Annotated in this window: 12 protein-coding genes; 2 read left to right on the top strand and 10 right to left on the bottom strand. The window is 65.8% G+C overall.

Annotated features, from left to right (window positions below):
- Positions 1-13: 13 nt before the first annotated feature.
- Positions 14-1,276: a DUF6361 family protein gene (locus tag RT323_RS03375; RefSeq protein WP_313405028.1), complete on the bottom strand. Its 1,263-nt coding sequence runs from the start codon at positions 1,274-1,276 to the stop codon at positions 14-16.
- A 231-nt stretch (positions 1,277-1,507) separates the two neighbouring features.
- Here RT323_RS03375 and RT323_RS03370 point away from each other — a divergent pair, with 231 nt between their 5' ends.
- Positions 1,508-3,130, top strand: coding sequence for a DUF726 domain-containing protein (locus RT323_RS03370; protein WP_313405026.1), 1,623 nt, complete (start codon positions 1,508-1,510; stop codon positions 3,128-3,130).
- Between the two features lie 303 nt (positions 3,131-3,433).
- On the opposite strand, the gene RT323_RS03365 is transcribed toward RT323_RS03370, so the two are convergent.
- The 9 genes from RT323_RS03365 to RT323_RS03325 form a co-directional block, all read right to left on the bottom strand.
- Entirely contained in the window at positions 3,434-3,730 is a 297-nt protein-coding gene (locus tag RT323_RS03365; RefSeq protein ID WP_313405024.1) for a hypothetical protein, read from the bottom strand.
- Entirely contained in the window at positions 3,730-3,984 is a 255-nt protein-coding gene (locus RT323_RS03360; RefSeq protein ID WP_313405022.1) for a helix-turn-helix domain-containing protein, read from the bottom strand. Before RT323_RS03360 ends, RT323_RS03365 begins: the two co-directional genes overlap by 1 nt.
- 546 nt (positions 3,985-4,530) lie before the next feature.
- Positions 4,531-7,062 carry a MobF family relaxase gene (mobF, locus tag RT323_RS03355; RefSeq protein WP_313405020.1) on the bottom strand — a complete coding sequence of 844 codons (2,532 nt, stop codon included), beginning with the start codon at positions 7,060-7,062 and terminating at the stop codon, positions 4,531-4,533.
- 245 nt (positions 7,063-7,307) lie between these two features.
- Entirely contained in the window at positions 7,308-9,563 is a 2,256-nt protein-coding gene (locus RT323_RS03350; RefSeq protein ID WP_313405019.1) for a P-loop NTPase fold protein, read from the bottom strand.
- Complete coding sequence (locus tag RT323_RS03345; RefSeq protein WP_313405018.1) at positions 9,560-12,910, bottom strand: DEAD/DEAH box helicase family protein; 3,351 nt, start codon at positions 12,908-12,910, stop codon at positions 9,560-9,562. Before RT323_RS03345 ends, RT323_RS03350 begins: the two co-directional genes overlap by 4 nt.
- Positions 12,911-12,912: 2 nt before the next feature.
- Positions 12,913-13,989, bottom strand: coding sequence for a hypothetical protein (locus RT323_RS03340; protein WP_313405016.1), 1,077 nt, complete (start codon positions 13,987-13,989; stop codon positions 12,913-12,915).
- 3 nt (positions 13,990-13,992) lie between these two features.
- The gene (locus RT323_RS03335; RefSeq protein ID WP_313405014.1) at positions 13,993-15,144 is read right to left on the bottom strand and encodes a restriction endonuclease subunit S; all 1,152 of its coding nucleotides are present in this window, start codon (positions 15,142-15,144) and stop codon (positions 13,993-13,995) included.
- Positions 15,141-16,610, bottom strand: coding sequence for a class I SAM-dependent DNA methyltransferase (locus RT323_RS03330; protein WP_313405012.1), 1,470 nt, complete (start codon positions 16,608-16,610; stop codon positions 15,141-15,143). The genes RT323_RS03335 and RT323_RS03330 overlap by 4 nt, the downstream gene beginning before the upstream one ends.
- 115 nt (positions 16,611-16,725) lie before the next feature.
- The gene (locus RT323_RS03325; RefSeq protein ID WP_313405010.1) at positions 16,726-18,132 is read right to left on the bottom strand and encodes a hypothetical protein; all 1,407 of its coding nucleotides are present in this window, start codon (positions 18,130-18,132) and stop codon (positions 16,726-16,728) included.
- A 121-nt stretch (positions 18,133-18,253) separates the two neighbouring features.
- Between RT323_RS03325 and RT323_RS03320 the strand changes: the two genes are divergently transcribed.
- Positions 18,254-19,949: thioredoxin domain-containing protein (locus RT323_RS03320; protein WP_313405009.1), on the top strand; the 1,696-nt coding region annotated here is incomplete at its 3' end.

Genomic DNA, 19,949 nt, shown 5'->3' with positions numbered 1-19,949 from the left:
TCCGGGGTCAGTGTCACGACGTCTCCCGCGCGGCGTACAGATCATTCAGGTGTGACCTGGCGATCGGCCAGCGGAAACCGTGGCGTCCCGTCCCGCTCTCACCGGACCAGCGGTCGAGAGCGGATTGGTTCACCAGGCGAGCCCTTCCGCCTTTGATCTGTCGTTCTCGGGTGGAGATGAGATCGGCTGCCGCTCGGGAACCGGCCACCGCGCCGCCCGCTTCGAGCAGGTCGATCCAGTGATTGACGAACTGGATGGTGAGTTGCCGCAGGCGCGGGTTCTGCCGCTGGATGGTCGCCCACCAAGCCGCTCGATTCCAGCCGTCGAGGGCGCCAGACGGGAGCAGGGTGTCGGCGTGCCAGCGATCGATGCGATCGACGTACTGGTCGATCAAGGATTCATCGCCGAGCTTTCGTGCGAGCAGAAGGTTGTAGACCAAGGCCGCGCCGTGGATCACGATGCTGAACCGGCGCGCGTGATCCACGAGGTCTCGGAGTTGCTCGGGCGCTTGGTCGAGGTTGTCAATCTCCCACGCGAATTCCGGTTGATTCGTAGGTGGATTGCGGGTCAGCCAGGCGAGCATGGATCCTTGGGCCGAGGCGGCGATCTGGTCGGACAGGTATTGCTCTTCCTCGCTCGTCAAACGGAAGTCGACTGCTTTCAGCCAGTTGTCCGGCGCCTTGGGCAGATGTGGGTCGAGGCCCGATCCGGGCAGGAGCTCCCGCGCCTCGGGATCGTCAGCCTTCACTGTTCGGCTCGACAGCTTCCGGTAGTCGTTCTGGCGCCGGAAATAGCCTTCGGCGGAGAAGTCGCCTTGCCGGATCTGCCACGATCCCAGTGCCGCCCAGTACATGCTGCTCGGCATGCGCTTCAGGTTGGCGCGGGCGGTGTTCCCGATGACGCCGAGGCGTTCGCCTCCGGCGATCAAGCTGTCGATCAGCCGGTATTCCAGCGACTGGAAATCGGTGCTCATCTCGAACGGCGACGACTTTTGCTCGGCCCGCTGCATCTGCCACGGGATGAAGAGCACGTACCGCAGCCGGGTGTGCAGCACCGACGTCCCCGGAAAGAGCGAGTCGGCGAGCGCGTCACGAATCGAGCCGATTCCGAGCTCGTCGACGGTGCCTTCCTCCTTGAAGAGGTCGACAACTTCCAGCATCTTCCTGCGCTGCTCGCTGTCCACGTCGAGCCACCCGAACGTCGAAGCCACGCCCTGATCATTGCGGGTGAGCGAGGTCCATGGCGATGTTTGGTCGAACTTGATTCTGCTGAACATGGATCCGTCGGACGGATCGCACATCACGGCGGTTCACGGTGCACCACAGGGATGACTGAATGCGGCGTCGATCGGGCGAAGCTTGAGATCCACAAGTCTCGCGTGAGGGTATGGCCGAATTCGAATGTCGGTGATCGCTGATTCTAAGATTCGCGATTCATCTGACGTTTGCTCGGTGCTGAGCGAGAATGCGGAAGGCGAAGGCTGCAATTGAGTACGAAGGACTTGCGCATGGGGGCATCGGTCGACTTCGTGACGGTCGGCAGTTCGGGCATGAGGTGTGAGGTCACCACCCCCTCGGGCCGCGAGATGATTCTCCAGGGCGACTTGGACACGATCGAACCCGAGGTCTCCGGCGCCAGCGAACTCATGGCAAATCCCGCGCTCGTTCACAATGCCTGGGCCTACGCGAAGCATCAGAAACTGAGCCGCCGATTGCGCAAGGCAGAGAAGGTCGAGGCGCATCTCAAGGAGGCGAAGGCGCATCACAAGGTGGCGGTGCATATCGCCGATCTGATCGACGCTCGGACGAGCACCATGAGGAAGGGCTGGTGCTCGTCGTGCATCTCCTTGACCGTCCACACCAAGACAAAGGGAGACGTCGGGCGTCTTCCCGCTTACCTGTGCAACTCTTGCGGCTCACCGACCCTGGTATGCGCCGCGCCGAGGTGCTCGAACATGGCAGTTCGCTCATTCAGGATGGTGAAGACGCCTCGGTACTGCGCGGAGCACCGTCACGACATCACGGGATTCGAGAAGGCGTCTGGTGGTTTCGATGACTTGGCAGACGCCACCGAGTTTCTGACGTTCGACAAGCCGAACCTGTCCAGAGGTACGAAGACCCTCGCAATGGCTATTCCTGCGGCCGGTGCCGTTGCGACCGGCGCCATCTTCATGGCCCCTGCGATCGGTGGCGCCATCGGCGTCTACGCGGGCGGATACAGCGGCGCCGTCGCAACCAGCTATGGCTTGGCGCTGTTGGGCGGCGGATCGGTCGTGTCAGGGGGCCTCGGCGTGGCGGGAGGCACCGCGGTGATTGGAATCAGTGGAGGCCTCTTGGGGGCTGGCCTCGGCGGCGTGGTCACCACGGCCTACGCCAAGGACGACAAATCCTTCAATATCCAGAAGCTCAAGGATGGCGCCGGCATCCCGGTCGTAATCGCCGCTGGCCTGATGAATGAAGGCAAGTCGCCGTGGGTGGAGTGGAAGCCGATGGTCCAAGCCAAATACCCCGACTCGCCGGTCTACCTCGTCAACTGGGGCAGCAGCGAGTTGAAGAAGCTCTCCGGCCTGATCAGCCCTACGGCGGGAAAGGGTGGTGCGGCCATCGTCGGCTCAAGGCTGGCCGCTCATGCCACCAAGGTCGGTGCCAAGAGGCTGGGTCCTGCGGCAGCGGCGCTCATGGTGGCGGACGTCGCCAAGAACCCATGGCACGTGGCCAAATCACGAGCCGACAAGACCGGTGTCGTTCTGGGGGACCTGCTCACCCGGACACACGCCGACGCATTCGTGCTCATCGGACACAGCCTTGGCGCCCGCGTGATGGTGGTCGCCGCCCAGACCTTGGCGGCCGGCTCGGCGAATCCGAAGATCGAGACCATGCATCTGCTTGGTGGAGCGATCGCGGCGAAGGGGAACTGGCGCAGTCTCAATGACGCGGTGACCAACGCCGTGTACAACTATCACTCGTCGAACGATCAGGTGCTGAAGAACATGTACCGCGTGGCGCAGGCAGGGAGCACACCGATCGGGTTGCGTGGGTTCCGCACGAGCTTTCCGAGGATCAAGGACAGAGACGTATCGAATCGGGTCGCCGGGCATCGCCGCTACGTGCAGAACGTGAGGCTTGCATGAGTGAAGGGTTGTGTCTCCGGATGGATAGCCCTCAGGTTCGTCGATCCGGCCTGAGAGGCTGCTCACCCCGCTCACTGGATCAGTCGCCGAGGCTAGGGCGTTACGCAACCAGTTTTTTGACCCAGTTCTCGCGGGCTCTCTCAAGTGCATCGCCTTGGGCGCCGCCATCGGATTCGTGGCTGCCCGGTTCCGAGCAACAGGCGGCCTGCCGAGACGCGAAGTCTCGGCATCGTTCGAAGTGAAACCACGTGTTCGTCGCTGCTCTTAATGAGCAGCACTACCTTTCGGCGCCGGGACCATGATTCACGCAGGCCGCCGTCGCCGCTTCGGCTGGGGGAGCAGGTCGGTGATGTTCGACCGGGCTCCAGCCGGCTCGCGCGTGTTCAGGGCGGCCTCAGCGAGTTTCAGCTGCCGTTCCTCCCACGCCATGAGCTGGTCGAGGCGCCACCGGTCGGGGTGCCTCACGACTGGTGGCGGGATCATCTCGCGGTCCTTGAGGTTCTGGTAGCCGCGGGTCTTGCCCCAGCCGTAGCGGCGCAGGACGTCGCCGGCGGAGAGGAAGACGTGGCGGGGGTCGTCGTCGGTCGTGGACATGGACATCAGTCCACCTTCCGGATCCGGGTGGCGGGCGCCGAGGCGAGCCGCTGTCGGCGAATCCAGCGGCGCACGTCGCCGACGGTGGTGAAGAGACGGCGACCGAGTTTGAAGAACTCCGGGCCGGTGCCGGTCTGGCGCCACCAGCGAAGCGTGTTCTCCGGAGTCTGCAGGATCTCCGCGACCTCATCGAGGGTCAGCAGGTCGTCGTCGTGCCGCTCGGGGAACGGTGCGGCGGGGGAGGGGTGGTGCTTGGACATGGGTGCCTCCTGGTGTCGGTCGGCGATCGCCGACGGTTGGACGGATGAGGGGACACATCGCAACGAGTGCTAGTGGCCTCTCGCCAGGTAGGTGCGCATCACGTTCCACCGTCAGGTCAGCGCGATCCCGCGGGCCGTCGCGGGGCATGAGGAATGGCAGGCCCACGGTGCCGGCGATTCGCCGGCACCGCCGCGACCTGCGGAAACGCGGCTTACGGTGCCGCCGATTCGGCGGCGCCGGGGTGACCTGCGGAAACTGCGTGCTTACGGTGCGGGCGATTCGCCACCACCGCCACGACCTGGGGAAACGCTGTTTACGGTGCCGCCGATTCGGCATCACCGGCGCGACCTGCAGAAACGTCAGTTGGGCGCGAATCGGGCCGACTGTGGACGTCTCCGATCATGGTTCGGATCACCTCGACCGAAGACTCCACTCTTCGACGATGCGCCAACCTCACGCCGCCTGTCAACCCTCGAATGGCAGGCAATTTAGCGACGCGGGACAGTTCCTGACAGGCATGGACATTCCGCTGCATCCACACGCATTCAGAGGTCGAGTCCCGGCGCGGAGGTCGACGTCGACGGCGGGCTCGCGGGTGCGGGTAGGTGCGGCCGCGCCGGACGCCGCCGACCGAGGTACCGCGGCGGCGCCTTGGGCCCGTACCTGTCGAGGGCCTCGGCCGCTGCGGCGCGGGCGTGGGTGGGTCCGAGGTCGGCGCGGTCGCGACCGAACACGTCGACCCACTGCTGCCGGGCCTCCTCGGCCGAGTCGGCGACGAGGTGGGCGACGTTGCGCTCCCTGCCGCGGGTCATGCCGACGTAGGCCGAGGCCGCGCCGGTGTGCTCGCCGACGAGGACGTGGGAGACCGGCACGGTCGAGCCCTGCGCGCCGTAGGCGGTGGTGGCGTAGGCGAGCTCGACGTGACGGTGCACGTACTCCGGCGGCAGGACGCGCCGACCGGTTGCACCGCGGACGGTGAGGCCCGCACTGTCGCAGGCGAGCACGGTCCAGGTTTCGCGGTTGGCGACATCGGCGTCGTGGTCGTTGCGCCTCGTTGCGATCGTGTCGCCGACACCGATCCGCTCACCCGAGGACGTGACGATGCCGTCGGAGACCTCGCCGTTGTCCCGCATGATGCGATGAGCGAGCGCGTTGATCCTCGCGACCTGCTCACGGGTGTCGGCGACCACGAGGTCGCCGCAGGTCGCCCGGGCGGTGAGGGCCGCCTGACGCTCGACGTCGCTGGGGTGCACGACGATCTCGCCACGACGCAGCAGCTCGTCGAACACCAGGCCTGACTTCTCGCCGGTGCGCATCCGCAGCGAGAGGGAGGCATAGGCGGGATCGGCGAAGCGGCGGACGCCGTCGAGTTGGGTGACCCGATCTGGTGCGTAACGGATGGCGAGGTCGAGGACGCCGCCGCGACCGACGGCGGGGAGTTGGTGCCGGTCGCCCACGAGCAGCACCGTGGCCCGGGACTCGTCGGCAAGGCAGAAGAGGGCGCATGCGGTGTCCTGGTCAAGCATCCCCGCCTCGTCGACCATCAACACGTCACGGGCATGCAGCTTGGCCGACGGCATCGGGTCGGCTCGCAGCCGAGTCCACCGGCCGTCCTCGTCCCAGCGATAGCCGTGCTGGTGCAGCAGCCACGCCACGGAGTGGGCGACCGTGCCGACCTCACCCGCGGCGACCTGCGCCGCCTTGCGGGTCGGGCTGACCAGCAGCATCCGGTGGCCCTTCGCCTCGACGGCCTGTCGAGTCGCGGCCAGCCGGGAGGTCTTGCCGGCGCCAGCCGCGCCTTCGACGATCGTGATCGTCTGCGCCTGCGCGCGGTGGGTGATCCGGTCGACGATCTCGTGCTCCACGGCCAGCACCTCACGCGACGTCAGGGCCCGCACATGCTCGGGACTGTCGGTGCGATTAAGCAGGGGCCGCGAGGCGGTCACGACACGTTCGGTCAGGTCCTCGGCCAGATCGCGCCGCACGGCCGCGTCGATGACTCCGCCCGTGGCGGCGATCAACTGCTCGACCTCGCCGCGCGCATCGGCGGCGTTCCACGCCGACCGCCGCGCACCCAACCGCACCAGCGCCACCTCGACCAGGGCATCGCGGTCCAGCCTTCCGGGCCGCATCGGCATCGGCGTCCTCGTCGGTGCGTGGTGCCTCGCGTAGCCGAGCTCGTGGAGTTCGTCGACCCAGTGTTCGCGCAGCGCCTCACCGGAGGTCGGCACGACCTTGTCCGGGCGGGCGTCCGCCCACGCGCGGCGATCCCACGTCTGGCGCAGGATCGGCCCGGGTTCCTCGCCCGGATGGTCCGAGCGCCACCGGGCTTCGTACGTGTCGATGTTGGACTCGATCTGCCGCGCCCGCGCGCTGAACGCCCCGACGTAGGACGCGAGCTCGCGGACCTCGCCGGTCTCCGGGTCGAGGCTCAGTCCGTGCGCGGCCAGCGCCTCCCGGAACGCGGAGTGGGTCATGACCGCCGCGTGCCCGATCCCGTTGATCGCTTCCAGGCTGTCGCGCACGCCGACGGTGTGCAGGCCCCGCCAGGTGCCCTCGGCGAACACGCGCGCGTTGATCTGGAGGTGCAGGTGGCGGTGAGGGTCGCCAGCCCGGGAGGTGAAGTGGCGGATGACGGCCGCCTCGATCTGCTCGACCGGCACCTGCACCTGGCGGCCCCGCGGACCGACCCGTGTCGTCGCGTGGGAGGCGAGCCAGCCGATGATCTCCTGGGCCGCATCCAGTTGAGCCGCGTCGTAGGCGGCGGCGACCTCGGGGTGAAGGGCAGCGGCGAGCGACCACGTCTTCGGTCCGTTGACCGAGACCTCGACGAATCGCACGGCCTGGTCGTCGTTGCGCAGGCGCCCCTTCGGCTTGCCGGTCTCGACCTCGACTCCGGCGACCCACTGCTCGTAGGTCGGGCCGTCCATGTCAGGCCGTCGGTCGAGGCCGTCCGCGCCGGCGACGAACCGCATCGCGACGCCGCTGCCATCGGCCAGGTAGTAGTCATCGGCGCGCGACCGGTCCGCCTCGACGTAGTGCCGCGCCGCTGCCGCCGAACCGCGGTAGATCTTCACCCCACCGTGCACCCGAGCCGCCCCCCGTCGACAACCATCAACAACCGCAAATTCGCTGGAAAGTAGGCCAAAAAGTCTTTTGGCCCTACGGTCTTTCGTAGCATGCGTGCCGAGTGTTTGGAGGTCGGGAAGGCCGGTCCGGAGGGAGAGGTTACGAGTCCGTCAGCGATCATCAATGAGTCTTTGGGGATCAGGGATTCGGTGTGGCGAGGGAGACGCTGCGTAATGCACGTCCGTCAACTGGTCTATGCGGGATCGTCTTCTCCATCGGCTGTCGAGATGTCTTCACCGGCGTCGGCTTCGATCTCTTGACGACGGCGAACCCGCACGCGTTCCATGCCGGTTAGGGCGTACTCGATCCTGGCTTGGAGGTCCTCGGCATCGACGCGTCGATCGAAGTAGGAGCTCTGGTCCTGTCGCTCCAGCAAGTCAGGCCGCTCGGGAAGTCGAGCAAGCACTTCGTCAACGCCAAGCACATCCTCGATGGTGCCTTCTGAGAAGTCGCCCATCGACGTCCAGGTGTCTTCGCCATTGCTGGCCTGACCAAGCGGGATCAGGAGCCCCAGCACTTCGCTGAGATCCCAAGAGCCAGAGTTGATGTGTTCCCACAACAGCTCGCGTGTGTCCGCCGCCCCAGCGAGGTGGAAGTGGTCGAAGACGAATGACAAGAACCTCGGGAGAGTCCGGGCTGGTTGGCTAGCGAAAGAACGGATCCCGTCTGCGAGCGCATCAACGATTGGGGCCTTTGCGGCTGGAGCCCATGAGTGTGGCGTCTCGGAATCCTTCAGCGCCATCCGAACCATCTCCGCAGCAAGCGCGAGGGAACCCAGATCGGTGCGAGCCAAAGATTCGATCAGAGCACTTCCAGTGGCGGAGTCCTCTTGGTCGAGAACGTCCATCGCGAGCCCGATCACTCCGAAGTTGGGAGAAAGGCCGAAAAGACCACTCTTCTGGTCCATGGCGGCTAGATAGATAGCGCCAAGCAGGGGAAGTGTTGTCGCGGCCGGCAAAGGCGATGCCTGATGTTCGCGCCGTAACTTCCGCAGTGCAGGCGACGCGTCATCGTTCATTCGTTCGAGCAACTTGTGAGTTGCGGCCCCGACGGCCCCAGCTCGGATCTCGTCCGCGGCGGCCCTGACGGCGAGCTCTGACAAATCCGACTCAGGAACGCCAACTTGAACGTATCGGTCGAAGTGCTCGGCGGTCCCGACTCCCATCCTGCGGCTGACATCCTCATGGTAGGAGGAGCCGACATACTCAGTACCATCCTTGGCGCCACGGAGGTATATGAAGAGATGGGCTAGAAGCTTCTCAATCTCCGCTGGGTGACGTGGGTTCGCTCCCGCAATCAATTCCCTCCAACGCTTCCACCGTTCCTGTTGCGATTCCTTATGCCGTTCGAAGGTGAAGCCGGAGGGCTGCCGCAGGATCTCCGCGCGATAAAGCATGATGAGGTCTAGCGTCCGGCGCTCAAAGACCCGCAAGAAGGTGATGGCTACGAAGTCAGAGAAGTCGACCTCCCCGGCGACGTCTGGCCACGTGGCATCCACCTGGGTGAAGAGTCGCTTCACGGAGCGCGGTTGGTCTAGGTAGGGCACAAGGCAGTCCTGCCAGACTGTCTGCAGCCGCTTAGTTGCGCCGGCTGACAGCGTAATGTCACGCCGCGCGCAGATCTCATCGATTGCTGCGTTCGCCAGCGCCGCCTGTTGTTCGGGGAGCATGGGAGGGATCTCCAGGCGGACCTGGATTATCTTCTCCAGGTACTGCTGAGCACGGCCTGAACCCTCGCCGACCAAGTCGGTTGCTTCGAGCAGGTCCGTGAGGGTCCCCTCGTCGTACGCGAGCAGGTAGTAGACATTGGGTAGCCGGCCGAGAAGTCGGACGAGTTTGAAGGTGTACAGCAGTTCATCGGGTGCTAGGCGATCAAGGTCGTCCAAGATCATGATCACGGGTTGATCGATCTTACTGAGACCCTCAGCCGCGACTTCTCGTAACCGAGCCGGACTTCGATCTCCGGTGATCACCGCGCCGACGGCGCCGATTGCGCCGGAGCCGTCGATTCCAGCAACGCCGCCTGCCGCGCCGAGAGGGGCAGCCTTCGAGACCCACTCGCCGACTGTCGCGCGCCACTCCTTCCCGAGGACGTCTTCGGGCACGGCGTCGCGCAAGGAAGCGAAGAAACCGGCTGCAGAGCCGGCAAAGTCAGAGTAGGCCCACGGGTTGTGGTGTCCGATGTACCACCCCGTGGAGTCTAGGTCGGTCTCGATTTGGCCTAGCAGACTGGACTTCCCAGATCCCCACGGACCGACGAGCCCCACGACCGCGCTCTCGGTTTCCTCGGCCAAATCGCGGATCGCACGTGCCAGTTGTGTCGCCAGCCGCTTTCGACTCAACACGTCGCGATCAAGGCCATCCGCGTCGTCAGCGTAGAGAGACTTGGTCTTACGATCGAGGGTACGAGGCGTCCGGATGCCGTCCGGCTTCCTCTGGCGGAACCTCATGCCACTTCCTCCGGCAATGCAGTCCGCCTAATGAGCTGGAGAGTGTCGACGATGGCGTCAACCTCGGCCTCGGGGAAGAAGAAGTCGGGCCCGGTGGGGGCGTGGTCGGTGTACGGCGATTCGAAGAGGCGCTTGGGCTCCATGACGCCGTTCCGGGTGAGTTCGTCGACGATGAGGTTGACGAAGCGGACCTGAGCGGCGGTGAACCTGGTCCCGTCGAGGTACTTCTCGAAGGCCTCGGCAGCGGCGGAACGATCAAGTCCTACAAGCCCGCGTACGAAGATGCCCAGGCCTTCGGTCTGCTCACCGGCCCACACGATGTCGGCCCTCTGTCCGCCTGCAGCGATGAGCAGACCCTCGAGTTCGGTGAGGTCATCCGGGGTGAGCTGCTTGTTTCGCCGCAGCCGCTGAAGAACGAGGTTGTCAAGGTGCTCGCGCAGGTAGGCCTCGGCCTTCGCCCGGAATCGTTCGAAGTTGGTGCCCGGGGTACCGCCTGTCAGGACGACCTCGACACCATCTGTGAGAACGTCCTCGAAGTCGGTGTAGACCGGGTTGCGGGACGTCTTCTCGATGAAGCGGATCAGACCGCGAAGGCGAAGCCGGGCGACCTCCAGCATCGGCAATGTGACGTCGACCCACCACTCGTCGCCCGCCACGGACTCCAAGAGCACGGCTTGCTCGGCCACCGAGGGGATGGCGGTCTTGCCCAAGAGTGCTGAGGCGATGTTCTGGATCGTTTCGCGCAGCCGCTCGGCCAGGACAACGTCTCCGTCGAGCTGGGAGAGCTGTCGGCGCAGCAGGAGAAGGTCGAAGCGCTTGGCGTCCTCATCCTCGTCGCGTACCGACGACGGCAGGCCCGCCAAGGACAGCGCGGCCTCCGCATCGTTGGGGCCCAACTTCTTCCACGCATCAGCATCACTGAACCGCTCTACTGCCCGGCGGTGCTTGCGTACGACGAAGTTGTCGAGGTTCATCCCAGTGACGATCTCGTGCAGCGTCGAAACGGTGGAGCGTCGAAGGTCGGGCTCCTCGTCACCGAGCGCCGTGACGAGCCCTAGTCGGGCTTCGAAGATCCGCTGGGTCAGCGACTTCTGGTTCTGCCCCTCAGCTCCGGGGAGGTCCTGGCTGAAGTACTCGAGGTTGCCGCAGAAGTCGAAGACGCGGAAGTCGGTCTTGTCCTCGCCGGGGCCGAACAGGTCCGGTGACAGCCGGGTGCCGCGCCCGATCATCTGCCAGAACTTCGTCTTCGAGCGCACCATCTTGAAGAAGACGAGGTTGACGACCTCCGGAACGTCGATGCCGGTGTCGAGCATGTCCACGCTGATCGCGATGTGTGGGGCCTTGTCCTTGACGGAGAAGTCATCGATCAGTGACTGCGCGTACGGGGTGCCGTGGGTGATCACGCGGGCGAAGTGACCGGCGTGCTCGGGATAGGCCAGGTTGAACCGCTTCTCGATGAATTCCGCATGCTTCTGGGACTTGGCGAAGATGATCGTCTTGCCGAGTCGGTCGCCGCTGGCGACCTTGTGTCCTTGGACCATCAGGGTTTCGAGGACTTTGTCGACCGTGTCTTCGTTGAAGAGGAAGCGGTTCAGCTCTTCGGCTCCGACTTCGTCCGGGGGCCCGTCCTCACCCCAGTCGAGGGCGTCCCACTGGTCCTTTTCCTCCTCGCTGAGGTCGTCGTACTTGATCCCCGAGCGCAGGAACTGGGTGCCGACGCTGATCCCCTTGGGCGGCACCAGATAGCCGGCGTCGACCGCTTCGTCGAGGCCGTAGGCGTCGGTGGGGACACCGTCCTCGAGGTGGAACAACCGGTAGGTGTTGTGGTCGACCTCATCCTTCGGCGTCGCGGTCAGCCCGACGAGCAAGGCGTCGAAGTACTCGAAGATCGCGCCGTACTTGGCGTACACGGAGCGGTGGGCCTCGTCGATCACGATCAGGTCGAAGTAGCCGGGGCCGAAGCGCCGGTTGCCTTCGTCGATCTCGTCGATGAGGTTCATCATCGTCGGGTATGTCGACACGTAGACCCGGCCGTCGATGCCCTTCTCGGTCACGAGGTTGACCGTGGTCGAGCCAGGCAGGTGGGCCTTGAAGGCGTTGCCTGCTTGGTTGACCAGGGCGGTGCGGTCGGCCAGGAACAGGACGCGCTTGACCCAGTTCGCCTTCTGCAGCAGATCGGCCAGCGCGATCGTGGTCCGGGTCTTGCCGGCACCGGTCGCCATCACCAGCAGCGCTTCACGTTGGCGCCGGTCGAACGCATCGGCCACGGCCTTGATGGCCCGCACCTGGTACGGGCGCCCGGCGACGCCGGTGTTGACCGGCTGCGTCGACAACGGCAACGCGGTTCGGCGTCGCTGGATCAGCAACTCCAACTCGTCGCGGGTGTAGAAGCCCTGAGTCTCACGGGGCGGGTATCCACCCGCGTCGTCCCAGATCCGGTGCTCGTAGCCGTTCGTATAGAAGATGACCGGCCGACGCCCGAACTGCGCCTCCAGGCAATCCGCGTAGAGCTTGGCCTGCTGCTGACCGATCTCAGGTGACTTCGAGGTCCGCTTGGCCTCGACGACCGCGAGGGGCAACCCGTCGGCACCCCACAGCACGTAGTCGACGAAGCCCTTGCCCTCAGCGTTGGGCATGCCGGCGACTTCGAACTCGCGGTCACGTGGCTGGTCCAGCGTCCATCCGGCTTCGTGGAGCAGGACGTCGATGAACAGGTCGCGTGCGTCGGCCTCGTCGTAGTCGCGGTCGTCCGGGCCGACTGCCGCCTTCGCTACGGCTATGTGCGCCTTGAGGCGTTCGATCTCCGCCTCGTGTGCCGCGAGCAGGTCGTCCCGCTCTGCCAAGGCCTTGGCATGGGCCTCGTCCTGCGCCTTGAACTTCGCAGCAAGGCGGCCGACCTCCTCCCGCGACAACGGCGCCGCCTTGGCGGCGAGCGAGGGATCGAACTGCGCCTGCAGCGGCACCACGTCCGGGTGGGGGGAGTGGTGGTACGAGGTCCACACCACGACGTGGAACAGCTCGCGCAGCACGGCCAGCGACACGTCGGGACGGATCTGCCGGTTCTCGTGGACGGCCGTATTGGCGATGCGCCGGATCGCCGTCAACTTCTGTGTGATGCCTTGTGGCACCTTCGCCTTGAACCCCGCATCACCGATCTTCGCGGCGAGGTCGTCGCGGTACGGCGTGGGCAGCGCCAGCACGTCGTAGAGGTACCCGACAACCTCTTCGACCACCCTCCGTGCGTAAAAGCACGCAGACCGAGGGTCGGAGGCCAAGTAGGACTCAGCACGCGCGCAGTCGTCGTGGATCGACGGCAGCGTCTGCCGGACGAAGGCGAAGTTGGACATGGCTACTCGTCATCGATTCCGAAGTGGTCAGCCAGTCGTCCGAGCGTGAATTCCTGGCGAAGTTTGCAGGCGCTGTGCTGGCTGGCGAACATGCCCTTCTCCCAGAAGCCCTCCTCGAGGGGTCGGTCGTCGATCCACTCGACTGGGACTCCCCACTCGGCGAGGTCGTCGTCGGTCGCTGGGTCAGCCGAGTACTTGCCCGTCAGCGTCTTGTCGGCCAGCGGCGTCCAGTCGTCGTCGACGTGAACCTTGACGTCCTCGAAACGGGAGGCGGGAGCCAACACGCGGCCAACCGCCACGTAGCGCATGGGTGGCACGTTGACCCAGATCCGGGCGTCCTTCGGCAGGGACCGCATATCCTGAGACCACATCTTTCCGCCTCCGCCCGAGACGAAGCCGTACTGGCGAGCGTCGTCCCACTCGCGTCCTCCGCCACCGAACGAGATGTACCAGTCCTTGCCGTTCCACGCGGCGCGCTTGCTCTTCTTGCTTCCGGTGGAGGCAGTAGGTGTCTCATCGTCGGACGCGGTAAGCCATGAGCGGGCTAGGTAGCGACGCCCCTCGTCTTCGAGATAGGAGAAGAAGACCGCGTTGACTGGGACACCAAAGTCGCGAAGGTAGTTGACGATCCGCTCCGAGCTGGCGTCGAGCTCGGCAGCCACGATGGTGAGGCTGAGCTCGCCGTTGAGCTCGTCGGGCGGCGCGCTCCCGAAGACGTCTTCGAACGCGGCCTCGAACGGCTGATCGAGATGCTTCGTTGCGATGTCGCGAATGTCGTCGCGTGAGAGTGTCGAGGCCCACGAGCCGTAGTCGAGCACCTGCGCGACGACCTCGCGCGGGGTCTTGTCGCGCTTGAGCTCCAACAGATTGAGATTGCCATCGGCATCGATCGCGAGCAGGTCGAGACGTGACCCGTACGGTGTGCTCACCTCGCTCCCGATCACTAGCAGGCGCTCACCCAGAAGGGACGGGTCGCGCTTGAGGAACTCGTGCAGATCCTTCTCTGCGGGGAGCACAGACGCCGTCAGCGGTTTCGGCTCATCGCCGTCGATGCGCCACATCCTCATCTCAACAGGCATGGGTCACAACTCCCCTCGGAAGGCGCGGGACTGGAGGGAAGTGAAGAGCTCGTCGTCAGCCGCGGTTGTTTGCTGTGTCACATCGACCACCGCGCCAACGCGCGCCGCTCGCTCGGCGAACTCCTCCTGGAGGGCGACGGGCGGAACGATGACAGGGAGTCGCTTGATCTGGTTCTGAAAGAGATTGGCTTGGGCGGACGAGTTGGCTTGCGCCACCATGATCGACTTGAGCGTTGGACTCGCGAGGGTGCGCTCCAAAAAAGTGGGATGAACCGCTGCTCCCGGGCGGACGAGCGCGGCGCTCCGGACCATTGCGAAGCGATTCCTCTGTCGAACTTGAGCAACCCTGCCGATGGTTCCCGAACACGAGATGAGCACGTCGCCTTCGCGCGGCTCGATCCTGCGACTCAACATCGCGTATTCGTCGGCGTCTACGAAGTCCGTGTTGTCGAAATCGATCCATCCGTCTCGGACGTTGCGCGCTGAGAGCAGTGGGAAACCTGATTCAGACCTGCGGGGGGTCTTGTGCTCGCCGTCCGTCACCCGCTCAGAGATGTCATCAACGGTGGCGACGTCATAGCCGTGCTCGTTCGTCCTCACATCGCCGAACATCTCGGTAAAGATCGCGTGGGTGAGCGAGTCGAGGTGGGTGAGGACTTGGCGGCGCTTGGCGCGGAGGGCGTCGGCGTGGTCGAGGATCGCGGCGATGCGGCGCTGTTCGGGGAGGGGTTGCAGGGGAAGAGGGATCGTCTTAACTTGAGCGGGTCTCGCCCGCACGAGAGAGCCGCCGACGCCGGCGACGGTGTTCATGAACTGGCTGTGGAAGTCGTCGCTCAAGAGGAAGTGGCGAAGAAAGCGTGCATCGAGGTTCTCGCTACGGAGCACGATCCACTCACCGGAGGCAATCTGCCGCCTGCCCTTCAGCGGGCCAACGACGCGAGCACGACGAATGTGAGGGATGATCTTGGAGATCATCACGTCTCCTGGTTGCACAATCTGCTTAGCAGAGCGGATCTCGGATCCGAGAACGATTTCAGGGCCGCCGCGATCATGGGCAGGGATGCTGTAGAGCTCGAATTCCTCGTCAGGGAACTTGGCGGGGTTCACGGACCCGCCGCGGGTGACGATGACATCGCCGAGGGCGCCGGTCTTCACGACAGCATCGCCTTCAACTCGGCGAGGCCCTTGGCGATCTCGTCCTCAAGCATCTCGATGTCAGCGATGATGTCGAGCGGGTCGCGGTGCTCGATCTCGTCGTGGACGATTTCCTTGTAACGGTTGAGCGAGAGGTCGTACCCCTGGGCGACGATGTCGGCCTTGGGGACAAAGAAGGACTGCTCAGTGCGGGCGCGCTCCTCCTCCGCGTCACGCTTCTGCCAACGGGCGAGCACGTCGGGGAGGTCATTGGCCTCGGCGGGGTTGCGCTTGTCGTCGAGCGAGAAGCCGTCGGCACGGACGTCGTAGAACCAGACGTCGTCGGTCCCGCCGGAGTTGGTCTTGGTGAAGAAGAGGATCGCGGTGGACACTCCGGCGTACGGGCGGAAGACACCGGACGGCAGCTTTACGACTGCATCGAGCTTCTGGTCCTCGACGAGCATCTGACGCAACGTCTTGTGAGCCTTGGATGATCCGAAGAGCACGCCATCGGGGACGATGACCGCGGCCCGTCCGCCGGGCTTGAGCAGCTTGAGGAAGAGCGCGAGGAAGAGGAGTTCGGTCTTCTTCGTCTTCACGACTCGCTGTAGGTCTTTCGACGTCGACTCGTAGTCGAGTGACCCAGCGAAGGGTGGGTTGGCCAGGATCAGGGTGTACTTCTCGGCATCCTCGCTTGCGCCCTCGGAGAGCGAGTCGCGGTAGCGGATGTCGGGGGACTCGATGCCGTGCAACAACATGTTCATGCTGCCGATGCGCAACATGGTGGAGTCGAAGTCGTAGCCGTGGAACATCGAGCGGTGGAATTGCTGGCGCTGGTGGCTGTCGAGCAGGGCCTCGGCGTGCGTGTCACGGACGTACTCACTGGCCGCGACCAGGAAGCCCGCGGTGCCGCACGCGGGGTCGCAGATCTCGTCGCCCGGCCTGGGCGCGGTCATCTGCACCATCAGGTCGATGATGTGGCGCGGCGTGCGGAACTGGCCGTTGACCCCGGCGGCGGCGATCTTGGACAGCAGGTATTCGTACAGGTCGCCGTTGGTGTCGCGGTCGGCCATCGGGATGTCGTCGAGCATGTCGACGACCCGCGAGAGCAGTGCCGGGGTGGGGATGGTGAAGCGAGCGTCCTTCATGTGCGCGCTGTACGTGGAGTCGTCCCCGCCGATCTGGGTGCCGAGCTCTCGCAGGAACGGGAAGACCTCGTCGGCGATCGTCTGGTGCATCACCTCGGGGGAAGCGTTCTTGAACTGGCTCCACCGGAGGTGCGTCTGGCCGGGCAGGAACACCGGGTCCTCGATCGGGCCGCCGGTCACGCGCGCCTTCTTCTCGGCAAGCGTCTGGAGGTCGTCGAGGCGGCGGATGAACAGCAGATAGGTGATCTGTTCGATGACTTCGAGCGGGTTGCTGATGCCCCCAGACCAGAAGGCGTCCCAGACGCGGTCGATCTTGGACTTCAGCTCACCGGTGATCACTGACGACACCTTAGTGATGGGTGCGGGCGTTGTTGACGGCATGGCGATGATTTCCTCCTGCGGCCACGCTTCTTCGGTAGCAACAGAGCAGAGTCGCGGGCGGCTCCGACAGATTTCATCGATCTGCCAACTTGCTGACCGAATCGCGGAGGGCGTCCTCGCCGGCGCGGACGTAGTGGTTGAGGACCGTCGTGAGTTTGTCGCCGAGGTACTGGGCGACGACCTCCCAGGGCTCGCCGAGCTCTTCGTGGAACCACTTCGTCGCGGCGTGGTGGCGGAGGTTTCGGTAGACGATCGTGCGGGGCCAAGCGTTGTCCGGATCGTTCTCGTCGACCCAAACGCGGAGGCGGTGCCAGCGGTCGTTGTGCCACTCAGGCTTCACCGGCACGCCTGTGAAGGTGTCGACGAACAGCCATTGCTCGTCCTGGGGCGGGACGGGGTAGTTCCACCACGCGACGCTCTTGTCCGGCTCGCGGCTGGCGAGGTTGGCGCGGCGTTGGCGCTCGACCTCCTGGGCGTTGGTGACCTGCTGCAGCGACGCCGTCGCGGGCAGGCCGAGTAGTTCCTTGACGTGCGGGAGGAGCTCGCCTTCCATGAGCGACCGCGGCAGCGGCACCTCGTGCAGTGTGTGGTTCTTCACCGGTCCGCGGTAGGGAGCCTGGCCTCGGGGTGTCGTCCACGAGCCGTTGACGTGCACGTAGCCGCGGTCGAAGAAGACGTCGATCGCCCGCAGGCCGTTCTGCTCGCTGAGGCGTAGGCCGCCGAAGCCGGCGACGCGGATCTTCGTGCCGAACAGGGGGAGTCGGGTCATCTGGGGGTCGGTCCCGTCGGGACCGCACAACAGATCAGCGGCGTTGGCCATCGCCCGCACCTGACGGGTCTCGGGGCGCATCCGCGGGTCGACGTAGTGCGCGGTCGCGCCGTGCAGGATGTTGGCTCGTGCGATCTCGAGTCCGTCGAGCGGATCGATGCCGCGGTCCAACCAGCCGAGCCGCCACGCGAGCTTGCGCATCGCCGCGAGCTGAACGCGCAGGTCCTCGCGGCCACTGGTGGAGAAGCGCGTCTTCGAGCCCTTCTCCATCACCTTGCGGCTGTGCTCGATGCGCCACTTGGTCACCGGGACGTCGCCGATGGTCGGCAGGACGTGCGCCCTCAGGACCGACACGCGCTGCTCGATCGTCCGCGGGTGCTTGCCGCGCGCCACGCTGTCCTGGACAAACTCCTCGCCGAGCATGCGGATCGTGCGCGAGGCGCGGAGGTCGGCGCCTGCCGGCAGAGCCTGTTCGGTGTCGAGGGCGGCTTCGGCCTGGTTGAAGATCTTGCGCGCCTCGGCCTCCGAGTTGGCGCGGCGCAGCACCCGCTTCCACGGCTCCCCCTCGCCCGCGGGAGCGCGGAACATCACCTGGTACTTCGTGCCGCCGGGCGCCGGCGCGTACAGCCGGACCCGCCACGGCCGCGCGCCGCCACCGAGGGTGCGGGGCTTCCCCTGCGCCAGTAGCGTCGGCTTCTTGCGAGGTGCCATGTGCATCTCCTCCCTAGGCTGGAAGTCAGGTGTGCAGCCCGCGCCTGCTGAACGACGTTTCGTGTATCACTCTCGTGTATCACTCGGACAGAAGTGATACGTCTGCCACTCGTTTGGAGTCATGGACATGGTCAACCGGCTCGCGCAATCACAGTCGCCCTATCTGCGACAACACGCTGGAAATCCAGTGGATTGGTGGGAGTGGGGACCGGAGGCACTAGCCGAGGCGAAGCGACGTGATGCGCCAATTCTCCTGTCAGTCGGGTACGCCGCCTGCCACTGGTGCCACGTCATGGCGCACGAGTCCTTCGAGGACGAGGGCGTCGCCGCGTACATGAACGAGCACTTCGTCAACATCAAGGTCGACCGCGAGGAACGGCCGGACATCGACGCGATCTACATGCGCGCCACCCAGGCCATGACGGGCCAGGGCGGCTGGCCGATGACGTGCATCCTCACTCCTGCCGGCGAGCCGTTCTTCGCCGGCACCTACTTCCCGCCCGAGCCCACCGCCGGCCACCCCGGGTTCTCGCAGGTGCTGCAGGCGCTGGCGGACGCATGGCAGAACCGTCGCGACGAGGTGATGAGCTCGGCCGGCGAGCTGCGCCAGTTCCTGTCCACGAACGACGAGCTGGGTGGGGAGCCGCTCACGGTCGAGGACCTCGACACGGCCGCGACCCTGCTGCTCAAGCAGGCCGACCAGGAGGCCGGCGGCTTCGGCGCCGCGCCCAAGTTCCCGCCCTCGATGGTGCTCGAGTTCCTGCTCCGACGCGACGCCCGCACCGGCGACCAGCAGGCGTGGGACGTCGTGTGCCGCACGTTCGAGGCGATGGCGCGCGGCGGCATGTACGACCAGCTCGGCGGCGGCTTCGCGCGCTACAGCGTCGACCGGTTCTGGCGGGTGCCCCACTTCGAGAAGATGCTCTACGACAACACGCTCCTGCTGCGGGCCTACCTGCACTGGCTGCGCGCCCTGCGAGCACGCGGCGACGCAGGCTCGATGGCCGCCTTGGCCGAGCGGGTGTGCCACGAGACCGCCGACTTCATGCTGGCCGAGCTGCGCACCGAGGAGGGCGGCTTCGCATCGGCGCTCGATGCCGACAGCGACGGCCACGAGGGCACGTTCTACGTCTGGAACCCCCACCAGCTGATGAAGGCGCTCGGCACCGAGGACGCGGTCTGGGCGGTCAAGCTGCTGTCGGTCACGGGCCCGGGCACGTTCGAGCGGGGATTGTCCACGTTGCAGCTGCTCGAGGACCCTGACGATCCCCAGCGGTGGGCGCGCGTCCGCTCACGCCTGCTGGACGTACGTGCCGCGCGCACCCGTCCGGCGCGTGACGACAAGGTCGTGGCGGCCTGGAACGGCTACGCGGCGACCGCCCTGGCCGAGGCCGGGGTCCTGCTCGCGCGGCCCGATCTCGTCGACGCCGCGGTCGGTGCCGCGAGCCTGCTGTGGGACCTGCACGTCGAGCCCGGGTTCGTGCGCACCTCGCTGGGCGGGGTGCGGTCCGAGCACCCCGCGGTGCTCGAGGACCACGGTGCCGTGCTCGAGGCGTTCGTCGCCGTCCTCGGCGCCACCGGTGACGACCGATGGCTGGGCCGCGCCCAGACCGTGGCCGACCGGGTCATGGAGCACTTCGCCGCCGAGGAGGGCGGCTGGTACGACACCGCCGACGACACCGAGGCGCTGCTCGTGCGTCCGCGCGACGTGGCCGACAACGCCCATCCGGCGGGCGCCTCCGCCGTGGCCCACGGGCTGCTCGCTCTCGCGGCCGTCACGGGCGATCACCGGGTGCGGTCCGCCGCCGTCGCGTCGG

The sequence above is a fragment of the Aeromicrobium sp. genome (genome assembly GCF_032084975.1).
Taxonomy (GTDB): Bacteria; Actinomycetota; Actinomycetes; order Propionibacteriales; family Nocardioidaceae; genus Aeromicrobium.
The sequence above is the reverse complement of the archived record's forward strand: the minus strand, read 5'-3'. Positions and strand labels throughout refer to the sequence as shown.